The organism is Microbacterium sp. K2, from assembly GCF_051365005.1.
GTDB lineage: Bacteria > Actinomycetota > Actinomycetes > Actinomycetales > Microbacteriaceae > Microbacterium > Microbacterium foliorum_B.
In genome coordinates, this window is sequence record NZ_JBLWII010000006.1 from 12,581 (window position 1) to 33,270 (window position 20,690).

The 20,690-nt window shown below is 69.5% G+C and carries 19 protein-coding genes and 1 tRNA gene; 12 read left to right on the plus strand and 8 right to left on the minus strand.

Annotated features, from left to right (window positions below; all coding sequences use genetic code 11):
- Nucleotides 1–28: 28 nt before the first annotated feature.
- A complete protein-coding gene (locus tag ACLKOY_RS15100) occupies nt 29–922 on the minus strand; it encodes a hypothetical protein (RefSeq protein WP_436454392.1) in 894 nt (297 codons plus the stop codon).
- 154 nt (nt 923–1,076) lie between these two features.
- Here ACLKOY_RS15100 and ACLKOY_RS15105 point away from each other — a divergent pair, with 154 nt between their 5' ends.
- The 5 genes from ACLKOY_RS15105 to ACLKOY_RS15125 all read left to right on the plus strand — a co-directional run bounded on the left by ACLKOY_RS15105 (nt 1,077) and on the right by ACLKOY_RS15125 (nt 7,029).
- Nucleotides 1,077–2,057, plus strand: coding sequence for a glycosyltransferase family 2 protein (locus ACLKOY_RS15105; RefSeq protein WP_436454393.1), 981 nt, complete (start codon nt 1,077–1,079; stop codon nt 2,055–2,057).
- Nucleotides 2,054–3,412, plus strand: a complete 1,359-nt coding sequence (locus tag ACLKOY_RS15110; RefSeq protein ID WP_436454394.1) for a polysialyltransferase family glycosyltransferase — start codon at nt 2,054–2,056, stop codon at nt 3,410–3,412. Before ACLKOY_RS15105 ends, ACLKOY_RS15110 begins: the two co-directional genes overlap by 4 nt.
- 47 nt (nt 3,413–3,459) lie before the next feature.
- On the plus strand, nt 3,460–4,668 hold the full coding sequence (locus tag ACLKOY_RS15115; protein ID WP_436454595.1) for a cytidylyltransferase domain-containing protein: 1,209 nt from the start codon (nt 3,460–3,462) through the stop codon (nt 4,666–4,668).
- A gap of 85 nt (nt 4,669–4,753) precedes the next feature.
- Nucleotides 4,754–5,626 (plus strand): N-acetylneuraminate synthase family protein, encoded by an 873-nt coding sequence (locus ACLKOY_RS15120; RefSeq protein WP_436454395.1) that lies wholly within the window; start codon nt 4,754–4,756, stop codon nt 5,624–5,626.
- Complete coding sequence (locus ACLKOY_RS15125) at nt 5,623–7,029, plus strand: DUF6716 putative glycosyltransferase (RefSeq protein WP_436454396.1); 1,407 nt, start codon at nt 5,623–5,625, stop codon at nt 7,027–7,029. The genes ACLKOY_RS15120 and ACLKOY_RS15125 overlap by 4 nt, the downstream gene beginning before the upstream one ends.
- 21 nt (nt 7,030–7,050) lie before the next feature.
- Here the strand turns inward: ACLKOY_RS15125 and ACLKOY_RS15130 are convergent, their stop codons facing one another.
- Nucleotides 7,051–7,653, minus strand: a complete 603-nt coding sequence (locus tag ACLKOY_RS15130; protein ID WP_436454397.1) for a TetR/AcrR family transcriptional regulator — start codon at nt 7,651–7,653, stop codon at nt 7,051–7,053.
- 105 nt (nt 7,654–7,758) lie between these two features.
- On the opposite strand from ACLKOY_RS15130, the gene ACLKOY_RS15135 reads away from it, so the two are divergent.
- Both ACLKOY_RS15135 and ACLKOY_RS15140 read left to right on the plus strand, forming a co-directional pair.
- Nucleotides 7,759–8,472 carry an SDR family oxidoreductase gene (locus ACLKOY_RS15135; RefSeq protein WP_436454398.1) on the plus strand — a complete coding sequence of 238 codons (714 nt, stop codon included), beginning with the start codon at nt 7,759–7,761 and terminating at the stop codon, nt 8,470–8,472.
- 34 nt (nt 8,473–8,506) lie between these two features.
- Nucleotides 8,507–9,505, plus strand: a complete 999-nt coding sequence (locus ACLKOY_RS15140; RefSeq protein ID WP_436454399.1) for an NADP-dependent oxidoreductase — start codon at nt 8,507–8,509, stop codon at nt 9,503–9,505.
- Between the two features lie 58 nt (nt 9,506–9,563).
- Here ACLKOY_RS15140 and ACLKOY_RS15145 read toward each other — a convergent pair whose 3' ends face one another.
- Nucleotides 9,564–10,346 carry an ABC transporter permease gene (locus ACLKOY_RS15145; RefSeq protein WP_436454400.1) on the minus strand — a complete coding sequence of 261 codons (783 nt, stop codon included), beginning with the start codon at nt 10,344–10,346 and terminating at the stop codon, nt 9,564–9,566.
- On the minus strand, nt 10,343–11,380 hold the full coding sequence (locus ACLKOY_RS15150; RefSeq protein ID WP_436454401.1) for an ATP-binding cassette domain-containing protein: 1,038 nt from the start codon (nt 11,378–11,380) through the stop codon (nt 10,343–10,345). The genes ACLKOY_RS15145 and ACLKOY_RS15150 overlap by 4 nt, the downstream gene beginning before the upstream one ends.
- 61 nt (nt 11,381–11,441) lie before the next feature.
- Between ACLKOY_RS15150 and ACLKOY_RS15155 the strand changes: the two genes are divergently transcribed.
- Nucleotides 11,442–12,428, plus strand: coding sequence for a helix-turn-helix transcriptional regulator (locus ACLKOY_RS15155; RefSeq protein WP_436454402.1), 987 nt, complete (start codon nt 11,442–11,444; stop codon nt 12,426–12,428).
- Here ACLKOY_RS15155 and ACLKOY_RS15160 read toward each other — a convergent pair.
- Nucleotides 12,425–13,351: a hypothetical protein gene (locus tag ACLKOY_RS15160; protein ID WP_436454403.1), complete on the minus strand. Its 927-nt coding sequence runs from the start codon at nt 13,349–13,351 to the stop codon at nt 12,425–12,427. The two genes, ACLKOY_RS15155 and ACLKOY_RS15160, sit on opposite strands and share 4 nt — an antisense overlap.
- Before the next feature lie 136 nt (nt 13,352–13,487).
- Here ACLKOY_RS15160 and ACLKOY_RS15165 point away from each other — a divergent pair.
- A tRNA-Met gene (locus tag ACLKOY_RS15165) sits at nt 13,488–13,563 on the plus strand.
- Between the two features lie 80 nt (nt 13,564–13,643).
- On the opposite strand, the gene ACLKOY_RS15170 is transcribed toward ACLKOY_RS15165, so the two are convergent.
- Nucleotides 13,644–14,837 (minus strand): low temperature requirement protein A, encoded by a 1,194-nt coding sequence (locus ACLKOY_RS15170; RefSeq protein ID WP_436454404.1) that lies wholly within the window; start codon nt 14,835–14,837, stop codon nt 13,644–13,646.
- A 142-nt stretch (nt 14,838–14,979) separates the two neighbouring features.
- Nucleotides 14,980–15,597, minus strand: a complete 618-nt coding sequence (locus ACLKOY_RS15175; RefSeq protein WP_436454406.1) for a TetR/AcrR family transcriptional regulator — start codon at nt 15,595–15,597, stop codon at nt 14,980–14,982.
- Between the two features lie 70 nt (nt 15,598–15,667).
- Between ACLKOY_RS15175 and ACLKOY_RS15180 the strand changes: the two genes are divergently transcribed.
- Together ACLKOY_RS15180 and arfB are read left to right on the plus strand one after the other, a co-directional pair.
- Nucleotides 15,668–16,969, plus strand: coding sequence for an MFS transporter (locus ACLKOY_RS15180; protein WP_436454407.1), 1,302 nt, complete (start codon nt 15,668–15,670; stop codon nt 16,967–16,969).
- 33 nt (nt 16,970–17,002) lie between these two features.
- Nucleotides 17,003–17,443 (plus strand): alternative ribosome rescue aminoacyl-tRNA hydrolase ArfB, encoded by a 441-nt coding sequence (gene arfB / locus ACLKOY_RS15185; RefSeq protein ID WP_363574616.1) that lies wholly within the window; start codon nt 17,003–17,005, stop codon nt 17,441–17,443.
- A 9-nt stretch (nt 17,444–17,452) separates the two neighbouring features.
- Here arfB and ACLKOY_RS15190 read toward each other — a convergent pair whose 3' ends face one another.
- Entirely contained in the window at nt 17,453–19,528 is a 2,076-nt protein-coding gene (locus tag ACLKOY_RS15190) for a bifunctional lysylphosphatidylglycerol flippase/synthetase MprF (protein ID WP_436454408.1), read from the minus strand.
- 84 nt (nt 19,529–19,612) lie between these two features.
- Here ACLKOY_RS15190 and ACLKOY_RS15195 point away from each other — a divergent pair, with 84 nt between their 5' ends.
- Nucleotides 19,613–20,680 (plus strand): PQQ-dependent sugar dehydrogenase, encoded by a 1,068-nt coding sequence (locus tag ACLKOY_RS15195; RefSeq protein WP_436454409.1) that lies wholly within the window; start codon nt 19,613–19,615, stop codon nt 20,678–20,680.
- The last annotated feature ends 10 nt before the right edge of the window (nt 20,681–20,690 follow it).

Below are 20,690 nucleotides of genomic sequence, written 5' to 3' on the forward strand. Positions count from 1 at the left end.
CTACGTTCGCGAGCTGAGGGGTCTGCTGTCAGCCGTCGAGGCCGAGTGACTGGAAGGGGATGCCGCGTACGACGCGCTTCCACGGGTGCTCGCCGAGCGACCACAGCAGCTTCGCATCGAGGTCGAGGGCGAGATCCTCGCACCCGACCGGAAGCGGCATCCGATCGCGCACCAGGGCATCGCGGGTGCCGGTCCACAGCGCGCCGGGGCGCATGCCGTCGGACTGCGAGATGAAGTGCCGGTCGCCCCAGCGCGCCGCTCCCTGCATCTGCGCGATGCCGGGCGTGAAGCGGCTCTCTTCGCGGAAGCCGTCGTCATCGGAGTCGGGCACCGTGAACTCCGCGATCCGCCCCGTGTCGTCCTTCGTGTATTCGCCGATGAGCACTCGCCGCAGGGGCGTGCTGTCGTCGTCGAACACGCGACCGAGGTACGAGCAGCGCAGCTCGATCGGATGCACGCGGGTGCGCACCGCGACGAGTGCCGTGGCGCGGAGTCCTCGTCCGCGCGCACCGGCGACGCGTCGTGCCTCGGCGCCCCGCACGCGGCGGATGTCGGCGAGGTCGAACTCCCAGATGCCGCGCCCGGTCGCCGCGACGAACAGCCGATCGTCGAACCAGGCGAGGCCGCCGGCGTGGATCGGGGCGGGCTGCAGCTCGCCGCCCTCGTCGACCGCGAGCAGCACGTCGAGATGACGAGAGCGCTCGAGGTCGACGAACGCGACGCGAGACGCCAGATGGTGGCCGTCGAGCCGCTGACGGAACCAGCTCACGGCGAGTGTCCGGCGCCCGTGCCACAGACCGAGGTCGATGCCCTGCGGATACCAGCGGCGCGTCCAGGTGCGGGCGCTCAGCCACCGCAGGTCGACCGTGGTGCGGCGCTTCTGGCGCACAGGGCGCCAGGTGGTTCCGAACGGCCAGAGCATGCTCCCATCGTGGCCGAACGTCGGGTGAGGTGCGAATCCGGCAGCGCGCACGGGGCGTCGACAGAGATCGCGTCACCGCGTGTTCACCCGCCGGTCCCCGATCGGCAAGGAGCGCCTGAGAGCATTCCGAGACCGTCGACCCGGGGGGAGTTCTGTGCGCACACCGCTCGTCACCGTCATCCTGCCCGCGAAGGACGCAGGCGCCTACATCGGCACGACGCTCGAGACGCTGACGCGGCAGTTCGACGACCCCTCCTCGCTCAAGCTCGTGGCGATCGACGACGGCTCTCGTGATGACACCGGCATACTGATGCGGCGATACGCCGAGCGGTTCTCGCACGCCGAGGTCATCGTCAACCCCCGGCCGAAGGGCCTGGCGAGCGCCCGCAATCAGGGGCTCGAGCATGTCGAGGGCGACGCGTTCTGCTTCCTCGACGGAGACGACTGGATGCAGCCGCAGCGGCTCTCGGTGCTGGCCCGGCGACTCGACGAACTCGGCTGCGACTTCGTCCGCACCGACCACGTCACCGTGAAGGCGGGCGTGCGCACCCTCGTGCCGGCGCCGTACCCGTGGCGTGAGGCGGTCGCGTCACCCCGAGACGCGATCCTTCCCGACAACGAACCGACCATGGTCGACTACCCGTTCGCCTGGGCCGGCATCATGCACCGTCGCCTGATCGACCAGGGACTCGCGGGTTTCACCCCCGGCCTCTTCACCGCCGAGGACCGACCGTGGATCTGGCGGCTGCACCTGCAGGCCCGATCGTTCGCGGTGGTCGACGCCCCGGCGCTGCTCTACCGCCGCGGGGTGTCGACGTCGCTCACGCAGGTGCGCGACCGGCGTCAGCTCGACTTCGTGCGCGCGATGGGCGAGGTGCTCGACATCGTCGATGCGGATGCCGAATCCGACCGGTTCCTGCCGAAGGCGGTGTGGAGCGTGATGGCGCTCTCCTCTCGTCATCTCGTGCGGTCGAGACGGATGACCCCGTCGCTGCGCGGCGAGATGCGGGCCGGCATCCGAGGGCTCCTCGCCCGCCTGCCCGAGGGTGAGGCATCGGCCGTGCTCGGGCGTCTCGACGGACCCCGGCGCCGAGTGCTGGCACCCCTGCTGCGCACTCTGGGGCTCGCGGCATGACACAGCTCTTCGCGGTGCACAGCGCCTACGGGTTGGCCACCGCAGCCGGCGCCCTCGACGGCGGACTGCTCGGCGACCACGGTGAGCGGATCCTCGTTCCGTTCGTGTCATCGCGAGTGCCCGAGACATCGGTGGGCATCGCCTCCGACCCCGCGCTGGCGAGCCTCCGCGACAGGTTCGATCGCATCGAAGACCTCGATGCGCTGCTCGGCCCCCTGCATCCGAGCGCGTGGAAGCCTCATGCCTCTGACCTGCCGCTGCTGCGCCGACTGCTGATCCGGGCGTGGGGCATCGACCCGGGCGACCTCGAACTGCTCGTGCAGAGCCCGCAGGTCGCCCCGGCACGCACTCTGATGCAGCTGTTCCCTCATGCGCGGCTCACGATCATCGGCGACGGGCTGATGACGTACGCGCCCATGCGGGTGCGGATGCCGCACACGGTGACCGCTCGGATCGGTCGCGTCGTGCACGTCGACGTGGTGCCCGGAGTGACCCCGTTGGTGGGGTCGCCCACGGCGACGCCCGTGCCGGTCTCGCCCGACCTGTTCCGCGCGGTGCTCGCCGAGACCGCTGCGGCGGTGGACGACACGGCTGAGCTCGAGGGCGCTCTCGGCGGCGAGTCGACCGTGCTCGTGCTCGGCCAGTACCTGTCGGCTCTCGGCCTGGTCAGCGAGGTCGAGGAGATCGCGCTGCAGAAGGAGATGATCGACCGCGCGGCGAGCCGGCGACCGCAGCACATCGCGTTCAAGCCGCACCCCTCCGCCCCGCCTCGGCTGAGCGACGCTCTGCGCGACCGGGCACGGGTGCACGGCATCGACTTCCGCGAGTACCGCGGCGCGCTCGCCGCAGAGGTGCTGGCCGAACGACTCGATGCGACAGCAGTGATCGCCGGGTTCTCGACCGCCCTGCCGACCGTGCAGGCTCTGTTCGGCCGCGAGATCGATGCGGTGGGTGCTGACACGGTGCTCGCGAGGCTGACCCCGTACGAGAACAGCAATCGAGTGCCGGCGACGATCGTCGATGCGCTCACCCGCGCAGATTCCCCGTATCGCGAGCCCGAGCGCATGCAGCTGCTGATCGACGCGGTCGGCTACGCCATGCAGCCCGTCGTCGCCGGGCACCTCCGCGGTCGGGCCGAGCAGCTGCTCACCGGCATCCGTCCCTCCGACCGAGATCGGTACTTCGCGCCCGAGAGGCTGGCCGAGCTGCGACTCCCCGGAGCTCCGCGCGAGACGGCCGTGCGTCGTGCGCTGCGCCCCGTGGGCGGCATCGGCCGGGTGGAGCAGGCGAGGCTCACGGTGCTCGCAGCGCGGCGCAGACTCGCACGTGCGTGGCGGGTGCTCAGAGGGCGATGAGCGCGATGAGGGCGATGAGGGACGACGATGGCGAGGGGACGGGCGACATGACCGGGCGACACCAGGGGGCGGACGCAGGCAGGGTCATCGCGATCATCCCGGCGCGGGGCGGATCGAAGGGCGTGCCGCGCAAGAACCTGCGGCGCGTCGGCGGGGTGCCGCTCATCGAGCGTGCCGTGCGCACCGCAGCGGAGACCGACGGCATCGATCTCGTGGTCGTCTCGACCGATGACGACGAGATCGCCGCGGTGAGCGAGGCGGCGGGGGCGCGAGTAGTGCGGCGACCGGCCGAGATCTCCGGTGACACGGCCTCGTCGGAGTCCGCGATCCTGCATGCGCTCGACGTGCTCGATGCCGAAGGAGAGCGGGCCGACGTGGTGGCGTTCCTGCAGGCGACGTCGCCGTTCATCGCGCGGGACGCGCTGTCCGGTGCGGTGCGCGAGGTGCGCGAGCGCAGGGCCGACAGCGTGTTCGCGGCTCACGAGACCTACGGGTTCCTGTGGTCGCGCGGCGACGCAGGGCAGACGAGCGGGGCAGGGCGGACGGATGCCGACGCGGCCGTCGCACTCAACCACGACGCCGCGCATCGTCCTCGGCGTCAGGACCGAGAGCCGCACTTCCTCGAGACGGGGGCGTTCTATGTGTTCCGAGCGGATGGCTTCCGCGAGGCGAGGCATCGGTTCTTCGGTCGCATCCGCATCGCCGAGGTGCCGGAGTGGACGGCGATCGAGATCGACGACGAGCAGCAGCTCCGCATCGCCCGCGCACTCGCAGCCCTCCACGAGAGCCCTGAGCGGGTGCCGGTGCGAGCGATCGTCACCGATTTCGACGGGGTACACACCGACGACACCGCCACAGTCGACGCCGACGGTGTCGAACGCGTGCGGGTGAGTCGCGAGGACGGCATGGGGGTGTCGCTGCTGCGGCGTGCCGGCATCCCGATGCTCATCCTCTCGACCGAGGTCAATGCCGTCGTGCGGGCTCGGGCAGAGAAGCTCCGCGTGCCGGTGCTGCACGGCATCGACGACAAGGAGTCGGCGCTGCGAGGGTGGGCGGAGGAGGTCGGCATCCCGCTCGCCGACATCGCGTACCTCGGCAACGACGTCAACGATCTCCCGGCCCTGCGCATCGTCGGCTGGCCGGTCGCCGTGGCCGACGCGCATCCGCTCGTGCTCGAGGCTGCCCGTGTCGTGCTCAGTCGCAGCGGCGGCCATGGGGCCGTCCGAGAGCTGATCGAACGGGTGTTGCCCGCCTGACCGGTGCCGGTAACCCTCCTGTCGTGTGGCGTTCACTCTCGGCGCGTACTCAGGGGAGAAGGCCATTTCGACGACCGGAGGAACCATGACTGTCAGCATCGGCTCACGCGTGATCGGCGGCGGCCACCCCGCCTATGTCATCGCGGAGATCGGCCTCAACCACAACGGTGACGTCGACATCGCCAAGCGTCTGATCGACGTCGCAGCCAAGGCGGGTGCCGACGCCGTGAAGTTCCAGAAGCGCACCCCCGAGATCTCGACCCCCGAGCACATGCGCGATGTTCCGCGTGAGACGCCGTGGGGCACGATGAGCTACCTCGACTACCGCCGCCGCGTCGAGTTCGGCCGCGACGAGTACATCGCCATCGGCGACCACGCCACGATGCTCGGTCTCGACTGGTTCGCCTCACCGTGGGACGTGCCCAGCGTCGACTTCCTCGAAGACCTCAACGTCGTGGCCCACAAGGTGGCCTCGGCCAGCCTCACCGACACCGAGCTGCTCGTCGCCCTCCGCGAGACCGGCAAGCCGATCATCCTCTCGACCGGCATGTCGACGATCGAGCAGATCGACCGCGCCCTCGCCACGCTCGGCACCGACCGCGTCGTGCTCATGCACGCCACGTCGACCTACCCGCTCGAGCCCGAAGAGGCCAACCTCCGCGCGATCGCCACGCTGCGCGACCGCTACCCCGGAGTGCCGGTCGGCTACTCGGGCCACGAGCGCGGTCTGCAGATCTCTCTCGCGGCGGTCGCGATCGGCGCGGTCGCGGTCGAACGCCACATCACCCTCGATCGCACGATGTGGGGCTCCGACCACGCGGCATCCCTCGAGCCCACCGGCCTCGAGCACCTCGTGCGCGACATCCGCGTGATCGAGATGGCTCTGGGTGACGGCGTCAAGCGCGTGTTCGACAGCGAGCGCGCGCCCATGGCGAAGCTGCGTCGCGTCTCGGCATGATCGAACCGGGCATGACCGGATCGGGCGCTCTGCGGGTCGTCGCGATCGCCGACGCCGACTCCTTCGTGAAGTGGTCGGCGTCGCTGCTCGGCAGCGTGCCCGGCATCCGTCCGCATCTGCTGCTGGTGCAGACCCCGCTGACCGCGAGCGTCGATCAGCAGCGCACGGCGCTGGCCGGCACCGGGATGCTGTCGGGCGACGTCACCCGCATCGGGTTCGCTCAGGCGGCCGCGTGGCTCGAGGGGCAGCGGCCCGACGTGGTCCTGCTTGCCGGACGGGGGCCGTTCGTGCGCCTGATGGGACGCCTGATCGACACGCTCTCGCACCGTCCTGTGGTCGTCGCGGGGCTGCCGGGGATGGCGATCCCCGCGCAGCGCGGCGCTCTGGACTACCGACGGCACGCCGACCTGCTCGTCGTGCACTCCCATCGCGAGGAACGCGCGTTCGCCGAGCTGGGCCGTCGCATCGGCGTGCAGGTGCCGACGGCGCTGGCCACGCTGCCGTTCGCCCGATCCCGATCGCGGATGCTCGCAGCTGACCGGGCGCGCGTGCTCGGGGCCGATGCGGGGCACCCGGCCGGCACCCTCATCGCCGAACGCCCGGCCGCTCCGAGCGCGGTGCGCATGCCGGCGACCGACGTCGTGTTCGCGGCGCAGGCGCTGGTGCCGGTCGGTCGCGAAGAACGTGCCGAGATCGCCGCGACCCTCGTCAGGGCGGCCGAGGCCGACCCGAACCGTCGAGTCGTCGTCAAGCTGCGCTCGCGTCCGGGGGAGTCCGAGACCCACCTCGAGCGCGATCCGTATCTCGAGCTGCTGCCTGCCCGGCGCCCGGACAATCTCGTGGTCTCGTACTCCTCGATGGCTGCCGCGCTCTCGACGGCGGCCGGACTCGTCACCGTCAGCTCGACCGCGGCCGTCGAAGCCGTGGCGCTCGGGGTGCCCGTGATCGCGCTGGACTCGTTCGGCGTGAGCAAGAGCCTGCTCAACACCGTGTTCGTCGGCAGCGGCCTGCTCGGCGGACGCAACGAGGTCGTGGCCGGTCGATTCCGGCATCCGCACCCCGCCTGGCTGCGAGACAACTACTTCCACCCGGCGGCCGAGTCGACCTGGTGGAACCACGTCGAGCAGCTCGTCGCCCTGCGCAGAGCCGGCGCTCTGCCGGCGAAGCTCGTGCCCCCAGCGCGAGGCGGAGCGATGCACGAGGCATGGCACCGCGCGAGCGTGCTCGGCTCGAAGGATCGCACGCTCGGCGGCACTGCTGCTCTCGCCGTGGGGGTGCCCGCGACGGCGCTGCTCGCCGCGCTGCGCCGTGGGCGCACATCCGGCGATGGAGCGACCTGGGCTGACGCGACCACCGACTTCACGCTCGAGCCGAACCCGTTCCACGACTCGATCCGGCGCTGAGGCACCTGCCGGCGCTCGGGCTCAGCCGTCGAGCAGTGCGCCGAGCTGCGTCCTGACGTCCTGGGCGATCTCGTCGATGCTCGCCTCCGCATTGACGCTCGCCGCCATCGTGACGAACATCACCGCGGACACGATCCGGGCGAGTGCGGCAGCCCGATCGTCGTCGATGGTCGGATCGCGCCGCAGGATGTCCGCCAGCGCGTTCTCGGTGTCGCCCACGATGCGCAGAGCCTCGGCATGGTGCGAGTCGGTTGGATTGCCGAACACCATCTCGCGGAGGTAGGTGCGGCCGTTCTCGATCTGGGTGCGATTGCACTCGATGATCGGGCGGAGGAGAGCCATCGCGGCCTCGAGCGTGTCCGGCGTCGCCTCGGCGGCCGCACGTCCGGTCTCGAGCGCGACGGCGTAGTGCGCGTTCTGCACGAGCAGCAGCAGCTCGCCCTTCGTCTTGGCGTACAGGAACAGCGTGCCCGTGCCGACATCTGCCTTTTCGGCGATCTGCTGGGTGGTGACGTCGTCGATGCCGTGCTGCGCGAACAGCTCCGCCGCGGCGGCGGCGATCCGCTCGAGCTTCTGCTGCTTGTTGCGCTCGCGGCGTCCGAGGGGCGGTGCTGGGGTCGACATCTCGTCCTCTCGGGAATATAAACTGATTGCGCTCAGTTATGACTGGAGTCGCTTACGTGCGAACTCAGCAGACACCACATTGTCCCAAACATCAAGGAGCATTCCATGCCTTCACTCGACGGCGCCGTCGTCCTCATCACCGGAGCGAACGGGGGCATCGGCACCCGTTTCGTCGAGGAGGCGCTCGCGCGCGGTGCCTCGAAGGTCTACGCCACGGCGCGGGCACCGCGGGAGTGGGCCGACGAGCGGGTGGTGCCCCTGCGACTCGACGTCACGGATGCGGAGTCGATCCGCGCCGTCATCGAGGCGGCACCTGATGTGACGGTGCTCATCAACAACGCCGGCGCCTCTGTGCCGACCGCGGGGATCCTCACGCATACGGACGAGGAGATCCGCCACAACGTCGAGACGAACTTCCTCGGACCGCTCTTCCTGACCAGGGCCTACGCCCCGCTGTTGTCGGGTCGCGACGGAGCGACGGTCATCGACATCCACTCCGCTCTCGCCTGGTTCGCCGTCGGCGGCATCTACAGCGCCACGAAGGCGGCGCTGTGGTCGGCCACCAACTCGCTCCGTCTCGAGCTGGCTCCCTCTGGCGTGCACGTCGTCGGCGTGCACGTCGGCTACGTCGACACGGCGATGGCAGAGCACGTGTCGGACCCCAAGACCGACCCCGCCGAGCTGGTGCGTGCGATCCTCGACGCGACCGAGCGCGGGGAGTACGAGGTGCTCGCCGACGAGATCTCCGTGCAGCTCAAGGCCGGGCTCAGCGCGCCGCTCGAGGCGGTCTACCCGCAGCTCCAGGCCGCGGCCGGCTGATCCCGGTCGAACGAGAACGAACAGGGGAAAGACGATGCGCGCAGTCGTGCTCACCGAGTACAAGCAGCCGCCGGAACTCATCGAGGTCGAAGAGCCGCAGGTGGGGGAGCGAGACGTCCTGGTCGCGGTCGAGGCCGTCGGCCTCAACCAGCTGGACGAGAAGATCCGGGCAGGCGAGTTCGCGCAGATCCTGCCGTACTCTCTGCCCGTCGTGATGGGCAACGACGTGGCGGGCACGGTCATCCGGGTCGGCCGCCTGGTGGAGTCCTTCAGAGCGGGCGACCGGGTCTTCGCCCGGCCGGATCAGAGCCGGATGGGGGCGTTCGCGGAACGGATCGCGGTGGCGGAAGCGGATCTGGCACTGATTCCGGACGGCATCTCGATGGCTGAGGCGGCGTCGCTGCCCCTGGTCGCGCTCACGGCCTGGCAGGCCCTGGTCGAGCGCGGCCACGTCGGGCCCGGACAGAAGGTGCTGATCCACGCGGGAGCAGGGGGAGTCGGCTCGATCGCCATCCAGCTCGCGAAGCACCTCGGCGCGATCGTCGCCACCACCGCGAGCGCGGCGAACGCTGACTTCGTCCGCGAGCTGGGCGCCGACGTCGTGATCGACTACCGCGCGGAGGACTTCGAGGCGATCCTCTCGGAGTACGACCTCGTGCTCGACAGTCTGGGTGGCGAGAATCTCGAGAAGTCGCTGCGGGTCCTGAAGCCTGGCGGTCTCGCGATCGGCATCTCGGGTCCACCCGACCCGTCGTTCGCGAAGCGGATGGGGCTGGGCGTGATGGTGCGCCTCGCGGTCGCCGTGTTGAGCCGACGGATCCGACGTCAGGCGACGCGGCTCGGAGTCACCTACGAGTTCCTCTTCATGCGCGCGGATGGCGAGCAGCTGAGTCGCATCGCGGCCCTCGTCGACGGAGGTGCGCTCAGGCCCGTCGTCGCGAAGACCTATCCGTTCGGGCAGATACCCGCCGCGCTCGCGGATCTCGCGTCCGGGGGTAGCCGGGGAAAGATCGTCGCCACCCTCGAGCGCTGATCGCGCGACGTCCGCACCGCCCACCCGGACATCGGGTCGGCGGTGCGGACGTGTCGCGTCAGCTGCTGCGACGGATAGCCCGTACTCCCACCACGAGCCCGACGACCGCCACGGCCAGCGCCGAGATCCACCCCCACAGCACGGTCGGATCGCCCAGGTCGCCCGCGAACAGCGCCCGTTCGGCCTGCACGACCCAGTTGACCGGGTTGACCGACGCGACCGCCCGCATCCAGTCGGGCCCGTCGTCGAGCGGCAGCAGCATGCCCGACAGGATCAGCAGCGGGAAGATCAGCGACTGCTGCACTCCCCAGAACAGCCACTCGCGGTCCTTGGTGGCCAGTGCCAGCGAGTACGACAGCGAGCCGAGGCCCACGCCGAAGACCGCGAGCAGCGCGAGCCCGATGAGCAGCCCAGGCACGTTGATCGCGAACCCGAACGGCCACGCGATCAGCACGATGATCAGCGCCTGCACCACGATCGGCGCGATCTCCTTGAGTGCACGACCCACGAGCAGCGATGAGCGCGCGAGCGGCGCGACCAGCGTGCGCTCGTGCGAGCCGGTCATCATCTCGTACTGCAGGTTCGAGCCGGTGGCGCCGGTGCCGAACAGCACGATCATCACGAGTACGCCGGGCACGAACCAGGCGAGGGTCTCTCCGGCGGGCTGACCGGAGCCGCCGATCAGCAGCGGCGCGAACAGGCCCAGGAACACGAGCGGCTGCAGCAGGCTGAAGATCAGTGTGAACGGGTCGCGCAGCACCGGCTTGAGCTCGCGGGTCAGCACGTTCTTCGTGTCGCGCACGAGGTTCGCGCGCACGAGGGTGTCGGTCGTAATGGTCATGAGAGGACTCCTGTCTTGTCGTTCTCGACACCCGTCTCGGCGTCGGATTCGGGTGCATCGGCGCTGCCCTCGCCCGCTTCGCGCAGTGTGCGCCCGGTGAGCGCGAGGAACACATCGTCGAGCGTGGGCGGCACGCCGGTCGCCCGACGGACGAGGATGCCGGCGGCATCCAGCTCGCGCACGATCACCGGCAGCAGTCGGTCGCCGTCCGGCACGGCCAGCGACAGCGATTCGCCGTCGAGCGACACCTCGGCGGCGCTGAGGCGGGCGACGACGGCGCGCGCGTTCGCCGCATCCGCGTCGTTCGCGAAGCCGAAGGTGAGCACGTCGCCGGCGAGGGTCGCCTTGAGCGCTGCCGCGTCGTCGTCGGCGATGATGCGGCCCTTGTCCATGACCATCACCCGCTCGGCGTAGCGGTCGGCCTCCTCGAGGTAGTGCGTGGTGAGGAAGACGGTCGTGCCGTGCTGGGTGCGCAGATCGAGGATGTGCTCCCAGAGGTTCGCGCGGCTCTGCGGGTCGAGCCCGGTCGACGGCTCGTCGAGGAAGATCAGAGGCGGCGCGTGCATGAGGCCGAGCGCGATGTCGAGCCGGCGCTTCTGTCCTCCGCTGAGCTGCTGCACCGTGCGGGTCGCGAACGAGGAGAGATCGAGGGACTCGATCAGCTCGTCGGCGCGACGGATGCTGTCGCGCCGACTCATGCCGTAGAACGCGCCCTGGCTGAGCAGCTCATCGCGCACCCGCTGCGAGAAGCTGCCGCTCGTGAGCTGACCGACGTAGCCGATGCGTGCGCGGACTCCGGCGGCATCCGTGCGGATGTCGTGGCCGACGACGCGGGCGGTCCCCGACGTCGGCGGGATGAGCGTGGTCAGCATCCGCAGGCTCGTGGATTTGCCCGCGCCGTTCGGACCGAGGAACGCGACGAGCTCGCCGCGCACCGCGGTGAAGGAGAGGTCGGTGACCGCTTCGACCGACGTCTTCTTGACGGTGAAGACCTTGGTGAGGCCTTCGGTTTCGATGATGGATTCGTTCGACATACTCAGAGAGTACGAAGCAACCAGGACAGATTCTGTCCTCGTTGTCTGAGATTCTTGAGACATGTCCGACACCACCACCCGAGCCCTCGCCCTGCTCAATCTGCTGCAGACGCACCGGCACTGGCCGGGCACGGAACTTGCGAGCAGGCTCGGCGTCACCGAGCGCACGGTGCGCCGCGACGTCGACCGGCTGCGCGAGCTCGGGTACCGCGTCGAGTCGACGCCCGGAGCCGCAGGCGGATACCGCCTCGAGGCCGGCAGCGCGGTGCCCCCGCTGCTGCTCACCGACGATGAGGCGGTGACGATGGCGATCGGTCTCCGGGTCGCGGCGACGCAGCAGCTCGTGGGCGGTGCCGAGGTGACCCTGACGGCGCTCGCGAAGCTCGAGCAGGTGCTGCCGTCCGCGCTGCGTCAGCGGGTCAATGCGCTCGCCGCCGCCGTGCAGCCACCGCGCATCGGCGACTCCCCGGTGGTCTCGCCCGTCGTGCTGGGGGAGATCGCTCTCGCGACCCGAGACCACGAGCGTCTGCGGATGCGCTACGTCGACGGAGCGGGGGCCGAGAGCGCGCGTCGGGTCGAGCCGCACGCGCTCGCTCCCTCGGGCCGCAAATGGTTCCTGCTGTGCTGGGATCTCGACCGCGATGACTGGCGGACCTTCCGCGTCGACCGGATCGTCTCGGTCGAGCACACCAGGGTGCTGTTCACGCGACGAGAGATCTCGACCGAGGAGATCGACGAGCGGGTGCTCATCGCCGCGTCGTGGTCGCCGCAGAAGATCGAGGCGGATGCCGTGATGCAGCTGCCGTTCCCCGAGATGCAGGACATGTTCGGGCCCTGGTCGGAGGGCGCGACTCCCGAGGGAGAGAATCGCACGCGCTGGCCCTTCGGCGGCTCGGACTGGCGCGAGGCGATGTACGCGCTGCTCTGGATCCCCGAGGGCGTCGAATACACGACCAGCTTCCCTGAGCCGCATCGCGCCGAGCTGCGGGAGTCGGTGCAGCGGCTGCTGCGGGCGCTCGATGCGCCGTCGCCCGATTCGCGCGACTAGGGGCGGGGTGCGGCGACCGAAGGAGGGTTCGGGTCGTTCCACCGCTGCAACGTCTGCACCCACCAGAAAGCCCCGAACAGGATCAGGGCGACGGTCTCGCCGATGAGCACGACGGGGGTCTCGCCGAAGGTCTGGCGGAAGAGCACCGCCACCACGAGCAGCATGAGGTCGGCGATCAGCAGTCCCGCGATCCATCGGTAGATCGATCGCTGGCGGGGCGTGGGCGGGGTCTCGCCGGGGTCGAGCGGGCCGCCCGCGTAGAGGATCGGCACCGCCGCGAACACTCCGAAGAACACCAGTGTCACCGCGAAGTGGATGCTGTGCACCGGCCAGAAGTTGAACGGGAAGTTCTCGTTGAGCGCCGGCGCGAAGGCGAGGGCCGCGACCACAGTGGCCGTCACGAGCGCGATCGCCGAGACCAGCACAGCTGCCCGGTTCGGGGTGCGCGTGCGGCGGCGGATCACGGCCATCGTGATCACCACGGCCACCACCGCCACGGCGTAGACGGCGATGCCGGCCTTGGCGCTGCCGACGTAGCCCGCCGGGATGCAGTCCGTCGCGACCGGGCACGGGATGTGGCCGACCGCACGAGTGTCGGCGAGCCCGGTCGGGACGATCGCGATGAGCGGCGCGAAGACTGCGCACACGTCGAGCAGAGTCGTGGCGCGGCTGCGACCCGAGAGAGCGAGAAGGACGACGGATGCCGCGATCAGCGCTCCGACGAAGACGTCGCGCGTCGGGGTGTAGACCGCATGGCTGATCGAGTCGAGCGGGTTCCAGCCGAACATCAGCGGCTCCCACAGGACGACGACGCTCTGCAGCGCGACGGCGACGAGCAGCGTGAACACGATCAGCACCAGCGAGAGACGGAGGTAGCGGTGGGTCTTCTGCGGGGTCGTCGCGGGAGTGTCTGCGGCTGCCATGTCCGCGACGCTACACCGCTCGTCGGACGCCGCCGTATGACGCGGCGTGACGACCCTTGTCATGCGCGGACTCACTCTGTCAATCCCCGCAACGATCCTGGCCTTCCTGATCGCACCCCGGTAGCGTCATTCCCATCGCGGCGATCCGGGCGGTCCCGGGCCTCAGCTCATACCTGAAGGCGTTGCGGGTTCGACTCCCGCCGTCGCGTCCACTTGCTCGGGCTCTGAACTCCCGATCTTCCGTCCGGCTTCGCGAGCAGACCGGGGATGCTCGCCCTGGACTCGTCTGCGGTCAGCCCCCCGAGCGGCGACCGCGACGCAGGCGTTCTACGGTCTCGCCGGCCGCGACACCGACGAGAACGACCGCGGTCGTGATCGACAGCGTCAGTGCGTCGACGACGACACCTGCGAACCCGACACCGGCGAGCAGGACGAGAACCGCCAGTCCGGCGAGCTGAGCTCGCACCCAGCGCCCTTCGAGCACGCGACGGAACAGCGCGGTGCCGGCGAGGAAGAGGACGGGGGCGCCGACGACCACGACCGTCGCGGCGAGGCCGCGCTGGTCGGGAAGCGCGAGCATCTCTTTGTCGCCCACGCTCATCAGAACGATGCCGGCGATGATCGGAAGATGCACCCAGGTGTAGGCGGTGCGGGCGAGCCGGGCCGGTTCATCCGACGCCTCGATCGCCTCGGCGCCTACGCGTTCACCATGATCGAAGTAGATCCACCAGGCCGCCGCTGCAGCCACGAACGCCGTCGACATCGCAGCGATGGATGCGACGGACGACTCCTTGTCGACGAACGCGAAGCCCGTGACCAGCAAGCCTTCGCCCAGCGCGATGAGCACGAAGAGGGACGTGCGCTCGGCGATGTGCGGGCCCGAGAGATCCCAGGAGCGCAGCTGAACCTTCCCCCATCCGGGGACCGGAAAACCGAGCACGGTGCCCAGCAGCTCGAGTGCCAGCGCTGCCGCCCACAGCGGCAGCTGCCATCCGAGGGGCAGGAGTGCGCCGACGATCCATAGCCCGCCACCGGCGACCGTCCAGCACAGGATGAGCGAGAAATCGCGGGCCGCCCGCGGGTCGTGACGGGCTGTCGCCCACACGATGAAGACCGTGCGCCCGACCTGGAAGACCACGTAGGCGATCGCGAAGGCCCATGCGCGCTCGCCGAACGCCTCTGCGATCGAGACGCTCATCACGAGCGCCACGAAAGCCAGCGCGATCACCGCCGCGCGCACGGGGAGCTTCACGGGGTCGAGCCAGTTGGTCACCCAGGTGGTCGACACCCACGCCCACCACAGTGCGCACACCATGATGACCCCCTCGAAGGCGCCCAGAGGGGTCTGGTTCTCATAGAGGTAGGCGGACAGCTGCGTCAACGCGAGGACGAACAGGAGGTCGAAGAACAGCTCGACATAGGTCACTCGATCCGCGCGCGGAGTGTCCGTGGGGCGCAGCACGTCACGGGCCATCCCGAATGCCATGTCACCATCCTGGCATCGCCGACCGAGACCCACCTATTACGAAAACGCAATCGTACGGCGCGCGGATCGTCGACGGATGTTCCGAGCTCGCGTCCCAGTCATCCGGTCGGTAGGAGTTCACGCTGTGCTCCGAGCCGCGGGCCTATCGACCGTTGCTCTCGACGATCCCCGCTTCCACCGGAGCCCACCCGTTCTCGAGCACCGTGAAGCCGGCGTCGAGGATTCCGAGCTGGTCGTCGTGCTCGTTAACGAGCAGCTGCATCTGCAGGACGAATCGCGAGTACACCCGGATCTCCGCCGTCGGCTCGGTGAGCCCGAGCTCGTCGGCGATCGCATCCGACAGCGCGTCCTCGTGGCGGAGCCACATCTTCGCGGCATAGTCGCGCAAGGCCGGTGTCTCGTTGAGGAAGCGGATGAAGATCCGTGCCACGTCGTCGCCGTGCTCGTCGATGTTGGCGCCGACCTCGGCGGCGTAGAAGTCGTGGATCGCCCGGTTGATCGTGATCCCGTCCCGGCGGTCGCGCACGGCGGCGACGAGCCGGTCGCGCTGCTCGTCGTCCTCATCGAACACGAGCGCCTCCTTCTGCGGGAAGTGCGCGAACACGGTGGTGGGCGAGACGTCCGCGGCATCGGCCACCTCGCGGATGCTGACGTTGTCGAACCCCCGCTCGAGGAACATCTTCGTCGCGACGTCGGAGATGTTCTTGCGGGTCGCCGCCTTCTTGCGTTCACGGCGTCCGAGCGGCTCGGTATTCGTCATGCCCCCACCGTATCGCGCATTCGATCCAAAACTGGCTTGACACCAAAACTGGTATTGATACAGTTTCGGAGTGACTTCACTTAAAACATCGCCCGCGCGCAGCGACAAGCGCGCCTGGATCATGCTCATCGTGCTGACGATGCTCACCGTCATCGGGATGACCGTCGTGCTCCCCGTCCTGCCCTTCGTCGTGCTGCAGTACGTGTCGCACGAAGGGGATCTCGCGATCTGGGTCGGTGTGCTCGAAGCGGTCAACGGCCTGTGCGCGTTCCTGGTCGCCCCCTTCCTCGGTCGCCTCTCCGACCGCTTCGGTCGACGCCCGGTGATCATCGCCGCCGCGTTCGGAGCGGCGTTCGCGATGACCCTCTTCGGCATCGGCGGCGCGATCTGGGTCTTGGTCCTCGCACGCGTCATCCAGGGGGCGACCGCCGGTGACCTGCCGGCACTCTTCGCCTACCTCGCCGACATCACCCCACCCGAGAAGCGCGCTCAGCGGTTCGGCCTGCTCGGTGCCCTCTCGGGGATCAGCATGATGATCGGCCCGGCGATCGGCGGACTACTCGCGGCCGTGAGCCTGCAGCTTCCGGTCTTCCTCACCGCGGCCGTCGCTCTCACGATCGCGATCCTCAGCATCTTCCTGCTCCCCGAGAGTCTCGCGCCCGAGAACCGCATCGAGCGCATCTCGATCCGCGAGATCCAGCCGTTCGGCGTCTTCACGGAAGTGTTCGGCCGCAGAGAGCTGCGGGGGCTGATGATCGGCTTCGGTCTGCTCGCGCTGCCGTTCGGCTTCTTCGTCAACAACTTCAGCGTGCTGGCGCTCGACTCGATCAGCTGGGGGCCGACCCAGATCGGTCTCCTCACCGCGGGCGTCGGCATCATCGACATCCTCATCCAGGGCGTGCTGCTCGGCATCCTGCTTCCTCGCATCGGCGAGCGCGGTGTGATCATCAGCGGCATCGTGGCGCAGACGATCGGACTCGTCGGCCTCGCGGTCGTCGCCTCGGTCCTCGCACAGCCGTGGGTGTTCATCGTCGGTGCGCTGATGCTCGCCGCCGGTCAGGGAGCCGCCACGGCCGCGTTGGACGGTGCGATGTCGAATGCGGTCGGCGACGACGAGCAGGGGTGGCTCGGAGGGGCGACCCAATCCCTCAACGCCGCGATGAACACGGCCGCACCGCTGATCGCCGGTGCGCTCTACGTCACCGTCAGCCATGCGGCGCCGTACTGGCTGGGTGCCGGGCTCATGGTCGTCGCCGCGATCGTCGTCGGCAGGGCGCACATCGTGAACACCGCGAAGAAGGATGTCGGGCAGCAGCAGTCGGCGGGCACCGCGAACCGCGGTCCGCTCGAGCCTGCTGACACCCGCGGCTGATACGCAGACCCCGCGTCGGGGGATGATGGATGCATGCCCACCCCTCATCGCCCCGGTCTGCGGGTCTCGGCGGGTCTGACGATCCCCGAGGCAGAGCTGTCGTGGCGCTTCTCGCGCTCGTCGGGGCCCGGCGGGCAGGGTGTGAACACCGCGGATTCCCGCGTGGAGCTGGTCTGGGATGCTGCGAGCAGCGCCGCGCTGTCGCCGCATCAGCGCGAGCGTCTGCTCGACCGGCTGAGCGGCCGGCTGGTGAACGGCGTGCTGACGATCGCCGCCTCCGAGCACCGCGCGCAGCTGCGCAATCGCGACGCGGCGCGAGAGCGGCTGGCGGCGCTCGTCGGCGAGGCGCTGCGTCCGCCCGCACCTCCCCGCCGGGCGACCAAGCCGAGCCGCGGATCGAAGGAGCGACGGCTGACGGCCAAGAAGCAGCGCACCGACGTCAAGAGACTGCGCAAGCCGCCGCGCGACGGCTGACGAGCCGAATCAGTCCTTGCTGCCCCGCACGAGCTCGAGACCGGCGCCGGCGAACTGCCGCAGCGTGGCATCCGGCAGGAAGGCCCGCGTCAGGGCCGTGCCGACCGCCGCGAGGTCGCTCTCATCGCGGAACAGCAGGTACATCGTCTCGTAGCGCGGGTGGAACTTCTGCTTGAAGCGGTGCAGCGACGCGAAGCCGTAGACGGGTTCGAGCGCTTCGGCGAGGCGATCGCTGAGCACGGCGATCATGCCGGCATCCGGCGGATAGTCGTGGGCGAGCGGAGCCCCCGAGAGCGACATGATCTCGGCGCCCTCCTCCGAGAACTGCTTCGCCGACGACCCGATCAGGTACTCCATGACAGGCCCGAAGCCTCCGTCTCGCCGCCGCATGAGGTCGAGCGTCCACCCGCGCACCGTTCCGCCCTCGCCGTAGACCGGCAGCCATGACAGGAATCCGTCGACATCGCCGTTCGGGGCGAGCGCGAGGGCGAGTCGTACCTCGGGATCCTCGGCCTCGTCGAGCGTGCCGAGCGTGAACCGCATCTCGGGGAGGTCCTTGTCGCCGACCCAGGCCTCCGAGATCGCCCGGAGCTGCTGACGCACGCCCCACGATTCATCGCCCAGGCGGGTCAGACGGAAGGTCATGTCCTCCCGGCCTGCCCGATTGAGCGAGCTGCGCACCGAGTTCCACCTCTTTCCCGTGAACTCCAGCCCCGGCAGGTCGACGATCGTGTCGTCGGCGACCACCAGACTGCGCCAGCCCGTGGGCACGGCATCCCGCGTGGCGTCGTCGGCGCTGAAGAAGCAGGGCACCAGGCCGGCGAGCTCGGCGGTGCGGATGAACTCCGCGACGGCGTCGGCACGTGACGCCGACGGCCCGATCGGGTCGGCGAGCGCGAGCGCGACGCCGGCTCGACGCTGATACGCGACGATGCCCGCGGTGCTGCGCGCGTAGCTGTTGCCCTCCCACGTCGTCATCCACGACAGCGTCCCGCCGCCGTGCGCGCGCAGCTCGGCCTTGACGTCGTCGACCGTCGGGGCGGGTTGGATGCCGAGCGGCGACTTGCGTTTCGCCCGGAACGCCCGACGCACCGCGATCAGGTAGACGAGCAGGATCACCCAGAGGAATCCGTTGGCGAGGGCGAGCTCGGTCTCGCCGTCCCAGCGGAAGTCGACCTGGGCCTGCGAGAACACCGTGATCAGCACGAGCACGAGCGCCGCGATCAGGATGTTGAAGAGTCCGAGCAGGATCACGAGCACCCACGACCAGCGTCGACCCCGCAGCAGTCCGTTCACGAGCACGACGATCACGACGATGTCGATCGCGAGGTCGATGAATCCTCCGGATGCGGGCTCGGTGGGACCGAACGGACCGTCCGTCGCGATCAGGGTCGTGATGATCTCGACCGCTCCCAGCACCAGCAGGGAGATCACGGCGATCAGGCGCTGTTCGCGCACGGTGGTCCGCTGCACGCGCAGGGAGCGGTCGACGACCAGGATCAGCAGCACGGCGAGCAGATGCTCGAGATCCGCGACCGCACCCCAGAACAGCATCGCGATGAACACGAAACCGAGCAGCACGAGCCAGCCGCGCACCCGCCACGGTGCGCGGAAGAGTCCGATCGCCGCGGCGATGCACGCCATGGTGCCGCCGGAGGCGCCGACGTCGAGGGCCTGAGCCTGCTCCTGAGCCCAGGCCCACGGCAGCTGCGAGGCGAAGAAGAGCACGAGTGCGGTGGCCAGGATCGCGAAGAGCTGCCCGACCCAGTAGTAGGCGAGCGCGACCCGGGTCCCACGGCGGTACTCGAGGTAGGCCATGCCCCAGAATCCCGAGATCGTGAATACGTACACCCAGGGCGCGTTGACGAAGAACGTGCCGGTGAGCGGCGTCCACCACATGCCCTGAGCGAGGTTGGGCAGGCCGTACGCGACGGTGTCGAACAGGTCGGTCTGCTCGAAGGGACGCCACAGGCCCTGCCACACCACGCCGACGACGAGGATCACCGCGACCATCGTGAGAGTGGCCGGCATGCGTCGCAGCACGGCGAGAACAGGATGCGATGTGGGGGTTCGCGCCTCGGTCATGCGCTCAGCGTAGCGAGGGCGGCGCATGTTCCGGAGCGGAATGTGGCGGTGGCGGTGCGACGGGGCATCGCGTTGGATGGAGTCATGCCCGCGTATCGATCCCTCCGCTCCCCGATCGCACGTCGGCGCGCATCGATCGCGCTCGCGACAGCATCCATCGCCCTGCTCACGGCCTGCACGTCGCCGTCGCCTGCGACGCCGGTGTCGGGTGCGGAGTCGTTCGTCGAAGACCTCGACGCCCCGTGGTCGATCACGTTCCACGGCGATGTCGCTCTGGTCAGCGAGCGTGACAGCGCCCGCGTGCTCGAGGTCTCCGCCGATGGAGAGGTGCGCGAGGTCGCTGTCATCGACGGAGTCGAGCCCGGCGGCGAGGGCGGACTGCTCGGGCTCGCGGTGAGTGACGGCGAGCTCTTCACGTACTTCACCGCAGAGGGAGAGAACCGTGTCGAGCGGCGAGCGATCGTCGGGGATGCGGGTGGGCTGTCGCTCGGCGAACCCACGGTGGTCATCGACGGCATCCCGGCCGCCGGCAACCACAACGGCGGACGCATCGCCTTCGGGCCGGATGGGATGCTGTACGTCACGACGGGCGACGCGGGCGATCGAGACAGCGCTCAGGATCTCGACGCGCTGTCGGGCAAGGTCCTGCGACTCACGCCTGACGGCGAGGCGCCCGCCGACAACCCCTTCGACGACTCGCCCGTGTACAGCTACGGGCACCGAAATCCGCAGGGCATCGCCTGGGATGCCGAGGGCGCGATGTATGCGAGCGAGTTCGGGCAGGACACCTGGGACGAACTCAACGTCATCGAGCCCGGCGGCAACTACGGCTGGCCCGAGGTCGAGGGAATCGCCGATGACAGCGACTACATCGACCCCGTGCAGCAGTGGCGTCCGGATGCCGCGAGCCCGAGCGGCATCGCCGTGACGGGCTCGGACATCGTGATCGCGAACCTCCGGGGCGAGCGCCTGCGCACCGTGCCGCTCGACGACCTGACGTCAGGCACCGACCGATTCACGGGCGAGCTCGGCCGCCTGCGCGATGTCGTGGTCGGTCCGGACGACGAGCTCTGGGTGCTCACGAACAACACCGACGGACGCGGCAGCCCCTCGCAGGGCGACGACCGCATCCTCCGACTCGACCTCGACTAGATCGCAGGAA